Annotated in this window: 7 protein-coding genes; 6 read left to right on the top strand and 1 reads right to left on the bottom strand. The window is 73.8% G+C overall.

Translation table 11 applies throughout. The features are described from left to right. Positions 1 to 915 (bottom strand): zinc-ribbon domain-containing protein (locus MNY62_RS25540; RefSeq protein ID WP_279426190.1); only part of this gene is annotated, 915 nt, incomplete at its 3' end. 124 nt (positions 916 to 1,039) lie between these two features. Between MNY62_RS25540 and MNY62_RS00805 the strand changes: the two genes are divergently transcribed. The 6 genes from MNY62_RS00805 (at position 1,040) to MNY62_RS00780 (ending at position 5,927) form a co-directional block, all read left to right on the top strand. Continuing rightward, positions 1,040 to 1,894, top strand: coding sequence for a lysophospholipid acyltransferase family protein (locus MNY62_RS00805; RefSeq protein WP_242342182.1), 855 nt, complete (start codon positions 1,040 to 1,042; stop codon positions 1,892 to 1,894). A 44-nt stretch (positions 1,895 to 1,938) separates the two neighbouring features. After that, on the top strand, positions 1,939 to 2,856 hold the full coding sequence (locus tag MNY62_RS00800; RefSeq protein ID WP_242342187.1) for an SDR family oxidoreductase: 918 nt from the start codon (positions 1,939 to 1,941) through the stop codon (positions 2,854 to 2,856). A gap of 29 nt (positions 2,857 to 2,885) precedes the next feature. Further along, positions 2,886 to 3,527 carry a hypothetical protein gene (locus MNY62_RS00795; RefSeq protein ID WP_242342181.1) on the top strand — a complete coding sequence of 214 codons (642 nt, stop codon included), beginning with the start codon at positions 2,886 to 2,888 and terminating at the stop codon, positions 3,525 to 3,527. A 114-nt stretch (positions 3,528 to 3,641) separates the two neighbouring features. Next, a complete protein-coding gene (locus tag MNY62_RS00790; RefSeq protein ID WP_242342180.1) occupies positions 3,642 to 4,199 on the top strand; it encodes a hypothetical protein in 558 nt (185 codons plus the stop codon). Between the two features lie 82 nt (positions 4,200 to 4,281). Continuing rightward, a complete protein-coding gene (gene hslO, locus MNY62_RS00785; protein WP_242342179.1) occupies positions 4,282 to 5,166 on the top strand; it encodes an Hsp33 family molecular chaperone HslO in 885 nt (294 codons plus the stop codon). After that, the gene (locus tag MNY62_RS00780; RefSeq protein ID WP_242342178.1) at positions 5,163 to 5,927 is read left to right on the top strand and encodes a phosphoribosyltransferase; all 765 of its coding nucleotides are present in this window, start codon (positions 5,163 to 5,165) and stop codon (positions 5,925 to 5,927) included. The genes hslO and MNY62_RS00780 overlap by 4 nt, the downstream gene beginning before the upstream one ends. Positions 5,928 to 6,083 lie beyond the last annotated feature (156 nt).

Here is a 6,083-nt window from a genome sequence, read left to right as displayed (position 1 = left end):
GCCGCCCCCGCGCCCGAGCTTCGGCAAGAGCGAGCCGCGGCGCCGCGAGTCCGCGCCCCCGGAGACCGCCTCCGATAAGGCCTCCACCTCGCGGAGCGGGGCCCACGCGTCCTCCCCGTCCTGGCAGACCTCCTCCTTGCCGGTGAGCTCGCCGCGCGAGAGGAGGTCCAGCACGCGCTTCCTGTCGAACGGCCCCACGACCTTGCCGGACGCCAGGCGCACCCGGTATCGGGCGCCGCCGGAGGCCGGCGCGCTCGCGCCCTCCCCGAACAGCATCTCGAGGTCCTCGCCGCGCGGGGCAGGCGGAGCCGCGGGCGAGGCCGATGCGGGGGGCGTCGCCGACCCGAACGGATCGGCCTCTGCCGGCGCCGCCGCGGGGGGCGGAGCCGCGCCGAACGGTGGAGCGCCCGGGGCAGGCGCGAACGGGTCGGTGTCGTCGAGCGAGGGGAACGCGGGCGCCGCAGGGACGGCGGCAGGCGGTCCCGCCCCGAGCTCGACCTCGCCGAAGCCGAGCGCACCGTCGGGCGTGGCCTCGACCGCGTCCGCCGTGGCGTCGGGGACGTCGGCTCCGAACGGATCCGCGGCGGGCGTCGCCGCGGGCGCGAACGGATCATTTTGCCCTGGCCTGGCCGGGACAGGCGGCGGGAGCGGCACCCCGCCCGCACCGGAGCGCGGGGCGGGGAGCGGAACCCCGGTGCTGGCGGGAGACGGGAGCGGGACGGAGCCCTCCGCCTTGCCCGGGAGCGGCACGGGCGCGCTCCCCGCCTGCCGGGCGCCGTCGCCGCCGTCCGCGCCGGCCGGACGGACCGGGAAAGTCTCGCGGCACTTCGGGCACCGGACGTTCAGCCCCGTCGCGGGGATGCGCCGGTCGTCGATGTTGTAGGCGGCGTGGCAGTGGGGGCAGCCGACCCTCATGTCGCGTTCCTTCCGGTGCGGCGGGACGTCTCCGGCGGGCAGGCGAGAGAGCCCTCGGGGTCACGGAAGGTAGCACCCGGTCCGCGGCCCCTTCAAGGAAGCAGGCCCGTGGTAAACGGAGGGAATGTCGGAGTTGTCGGAGGCCGTGCGCGCGCGGCTCAAGGCGTGGACGTACGAGCTCGGCGGCCCCGGCACCCGCGCCCGCCTCGACAAGATCACGGCGCCCGCGAACGAGTTCGGGGTCGACCCCTACGGCTTCGACCTCGACTACACCGTCGCCGCGACCGCGCCGCTCGCGTGGCTCTACCGCAAGTACTTCCGGGTGGAGCTCCACGGCGTCGAGCGGGTCCCGGCGGAGGGCCGCGTCGTCCTCGTGTCGAACCACTCGGGCCAGCTCCCGTTCGACGCGGCGATGATCGAGGTCGCGCTCCTCCTCGAGAAGGATCCGCCGCGCGTCCTCCGAGCGCTCGTCGAGAAGTGGGTCCCGACGCTCCCGTTCGTCTCGACCTTCATGGCGCGCTGCGGCCAGATCGTGGGCACGCCGGAGAACTGCCGGCGCCTCCTCGCGGCGGACGAGGCGATCCTCGTCTTCCCCGAGGGCGTCCGCGGGCTCAACAAGCCGTTCAAGGAGCGCTACCGGCTCCGCCGCTTCGGCCCGGGCTTCATGCGGCTCGCGCTCGAGTCGGGCGCGCCCATCGTGCCGGTCGGCGTGGTCGGCGCCGAGGAGCAGGCCCCGGCGCTGCTCGATCTGAAGCCGCTCGCGCGCCTGCTCGCGTTTCCCGCCTTCCCCATCACCCCCACCCTCCTCCCCTTCCCGCTCCCCTCGCGCTACCACATCCACTTCGGCGAGCCGCTCCGGTTCACGGGCTCGCCGGACGAGGACGACGCCGAGCTCGAGCGCAAGGTGGGAGAGGTGCAGGCGGCGGTGAGCGCGCTGCTCGAGCGCGGCCTCGCCGAGCGCAAGCACGTGTTCTGGTAGGAGCCGCCGTGGCGACCCGCACCGAGCCCATCACCTTCCCCGGCATGCCGCGCAAGGTCCTCGTGACCGGGATCTCCGGGAACCTGGGCCGCGCGCTCGCGAAGCTCCTTCACACCGAGACGCACGTCGTGGGCCTCGACCGCCGCCCGTTCCCCGGGAAGCCCAAGGACCTCGCCCACCACCAGCTCGACATCCGCAAGGCGCGGGTCGAGGAGGTGTTCCGCCGCCACCGGCCCGAGGCGCTCATCCACCTCGGGATCATGCACGATCCCCGCGAGCTGCGGAGCGAGGCCCACTCGTTCAACGTCCTCGGCACGCACAAGATCCTCGACCTGTGCGTCCGCCACGGCGTGAAGAAGGCGGTCGTGCTCTCCTCGGCGAACGTCTACGGCCCGCGCCCCGACAACTCGAACTTCCTCCCCGAGGAGACCCCGCTCATGGCGGGGGAGCGGTTCAGCGAGATGCGCGACCTCATCGAGCTCGACATGTACGCGCAGTCGTTCATGTGGAAGCACCCCGAGCTCGAGACGGTCATCCTGCGCCCGGTGAACATCGTCGGCCCGACGGTGCGCAACGCGCCCTCGAACTACCTCCGCCTCGAGCGGCCGGTCACGGTCCTCGGCTTCGATCCGATGGTCCAGATCATCCACGAAGAGGACGTGTGCCGCGCGCTCGCGCTCGCGCTCCGCCCCGGCCTGCGCGGCGTCTTCAACGTGACCGGGCCGGGCCAGCTCCCGCTCTCCGCGATCCTGCGCGAGCTGGGCCGTCACCCCATCCCGGTGCCCCACCTCCTCGTCCGCACGCTGCTTCGCCGCGCCTTCGAGGCGCGGCTCACGAGCTTCCCGCCGGAGGAGGTGGACCACATCCAGTACCTCTGCGTCGTGGACGGGTCCCGCTTCGTGCGAGAGGCGGGCTGGGTCCCGGCGACATCCCTCCGGGACACCATCCGCGCCGTGGTGTAGCGGGCTCGAATTCTGCTATCGGTGACGGCATGCCCGCACGATCCGTGACCCTGCTGCTGGCCGCGCTCGCCGGCCCCCCCGCCCTCGCGCAGGACGCCCCCTCCAAGCCCACCGGAGAGGTCCGGTTCCACGCCTCCGGCGGCCTGGGCAGCGGCGCCACGTTCGACCAGGACCGCATCGTGGGACCCACCGTCAACCTCACCCACAGCGACCGCGGCTGGGCGGGGAACATCGCCGGCCAGGACGTGAGCCTCGCCGGGAGCAAGTCGAAGCTCTCCGGCCCGAACGTGAACCTCTCGTTCAAGCAGAAGAGCGGCAAGACGGAGGTCGAGGGGCTCTTCTACGGTTCCCGCGTCCGGCTGTCAGTGGACGGAAGGAAGCTCAAGGGCCGCTACGGTACCTGCACCTTCGACCTGACGCGCGACGGTCCTCCGATGTACAGCGGCAACGTGGGCTGCATCCGGGGGGACGAGCGGCGCAAGGACCCTTGGGAGCGGCCCGAACCCGTGGTCGACGAGCTGCATCCGAGGCGCCTGCAGATCGACTCCAACGAATCCCGGAGCTCGCCGCTCTCGGGCACGGTGGCGGTCGAGCTCATCGGCGAGGCGGCCAGAGACACGCCGCCCGCGGCCCAGCTCGGCCTCGCGCTCGTGGCCATCCTGCCACACTGACGGAGGGATGGCTCCCGCTCGTGCGGGAGGCGGGCGGAGCCCTCCGGCGTCCTTGCGGGAGACCATCCGTGACGTCGTGGCGTAGCCGGATCGCCCTCTGCTATGGGTGATCGCATGCGCACCTTCCCGTCGATCCTGCTGCTCGGCGCGCTCGCCGCGTCGCCCGTCGTCGCCCAGGAGCCGCCCTTCGAGGCGAAGGGCGAGGTCCGCTTCCACGCCTCCGCCGGTCTGGGCAGCGGGGCCTCGTTCGACGAGACCCGCATCGTGGGACCGGCCGTGAACCTCACCCGCCGGGAGGACGGCAGCTGGGCGGGCGACATCGCCGGCCAGGACGTGAGCCTCTACGGCGGCGACACGAAGCTCTCCGGCCCGAACGTGAACCTCTCGTTCAAGCAGAAGAACGGCAAGACGGACGTCGAGGGGCTGTTCTACGGGTACCGGGTCCGCCTCTCGGTCGACGCGAAGAAGATCAAGGGCCGCTACGGGAGCTGCTCGTTCGATCTCACGCGGGGCGGACCGCCGATGTACCGCGGCGACGTGGGATGCCTCCGCGAGAACCAGCGGCTGCCGATCGCCGGCAAGGCCGCCATCGAGCTCATCGGCGAGGCGGCGAGCGAGAAGCCGCCAGCCCCACAGCTCGGGCTCGCGCTCGTCGCGATCCTGCCGCGCTGACGCCAGGGGCGAGACCTCGGCCGCGACCCGGCGAGGGTCGTTGAGGTAGCGCCGCGCCGGGCATCCGGACAGAATCTGCGGGATGTCCGATCGTCTCTGCCGCGGCCTCTTCCCGGAGCCTGGGCTTCGCGCCGTGTTCGTCCGCGTGGGCGACACCGCCCGGATGGCGCGCATGCTCCACGGCCTCTACCCGACGAGCGCCCACCTGTTCGCGCAGGCGCTCACCGCCGGCGCCTTGCTCGGCGCCCTGCAGAAGGAGCGGGGGCGCGTGAACCTGCAGCTCGAGTGCGACGGCCCGCTCTCCGGGCTGTTCGTGGACGCCGACCACGACGGGAACGTGCGCGGCTACGTCCGGCGCCCGACCGTGAACTTCCCCGGGGACCCGGCACGCGGCGCGCGCGCGGCGCTCGGCGGCTCGGGCTTCCTGTCGGTCCTGCGGCAGCTCGGCGACGGCCAGCACTACCGCAGCGCCGTCGAGCTCGTCGCCTTCGACCTCCCCGACGACCTCCGCCGCTGGTTCGCGGCGAGCGAGCAGGTGGCGACGGCCGTGGACGTCGCCGTCGTGCCGCGTGAGGGCGAGCCGCTCGGCGAGGTGGCGGGGGTGCTCCTGCAACGCCTCCCGGACGGCGACGACGCGGCGATCGAGGCGGCGCGCGCCCGGCTCCTCGCGGGCGCGCTCCCCGAGGCGCTCGCCCGGGGCGCCTCGGCCCAGGAGGTCATCTCGGAGATCGGCGGCGACGGCTTCGAGCTGCTCGCCGACGGCGAGGTGGCCTACCGGTGCGGGTGCAGCGACGCCCGCGCGCGCTCGGCGGTTTCCGCGCTCGGTCGCGAGGGCGTGCTCGAGGTGCTCGCGACGGAGAAGCAGGCCGTGATCACCTGCGAGTTCTGCCGCTCGCGGTACGTCGTCGACGAGGCGGCGCTCCGTGACATCGCGCGGCGGCTGGGGGAGCGCGAGGCGAGCGGGTGAGCACGGCTGTGGTAGATTCTGCTCCCCTGCCGGGCCGGACGAACGGCCCCCCCTCCCGGAGGACCGCCATCCCGACCTCGAAGAAGAGGAAGACCGCCGCCCCCGCGAAGCGCCGCCCGGCGAAGCCGGCCCGCGCCGGCGCGAAGCCCCGCCGCGGCGCGGCGACGCGCAAGACCCGGCACGTCGCGCCCATGGCCGATCACCCGCTCGGCATGGGTGTCGCCGACGGCTTCGCCATGGACCGGCTCGCCGCGCCCGCGCGCATGAAGCGCGCGCCCAAGAAGGCGGTGCGCGAGATCGGCTGGGCCGCCTTCGGCGAGGTCGCGCGCGGCCTCGCCCAGAAGATCGCAGCGCGGTACCGGCCGGACGTGGTCGTCGGCGTCGCGAAGGGCGGCGTGTTCGTGGGCGGGGCGCTCGCCGCCGCGCTGGGCGTGGACTTCTACCCGGTGCGCATCGAGAAGCGCCGGCGCGACGCCGCGCCGCTGCCGGAGCCGGTGGTCGAGCTGCCCGACCTCTCGCGCAAGAAGGCGCTCGTGGTCGACGACGTCGCGGCGAGCGGCGCGACGCTCGCGAAGGCGCGCGCGGTCACCCGCAAGGCGGGCGCGCGCGAGGTGCGCACCGCGGTGCTCGTGGTCCGGCCCGACGGCGCGCGGCCCGACTTCTCCTTCATCGAGACCGACGAGCTCGTCCTGTTCGGCTGGGACTACCAGCTCGACGGCGGCGAGTCGGGCGGCGTCGATCCGGGCGAGGTCGGGGTTTGATGGCGCCACCCGCTCGCATGGAGCCTGCTGCGACGCACGCTGCCTGCCTGCGCCGGGCGGCCTCGTCATTGCGCTCCTCGACGTGCCTTCCAGGCACGCCTGCGGTGCTCATTCCTCGGAGCGCCCGGCTCGGCGACGGCATCGCGCGTCTCGCGA

The organism is Anaeromyxobacter terrae, from assembly GCF_022690685.1.
Taxonomy (GTDB): Bacteria; Myxococcota; Myxococcia; order Myxococcales; family Anaeromyxobacteraceae; genus Anaeromyxobacter; species Anaeromyxobacter terrae.
The sequence above is the reverse complement of the archived record's forward strand: the minus strand, read 5'-3'. Positions and strand labels throughout refer to the sequence as shown.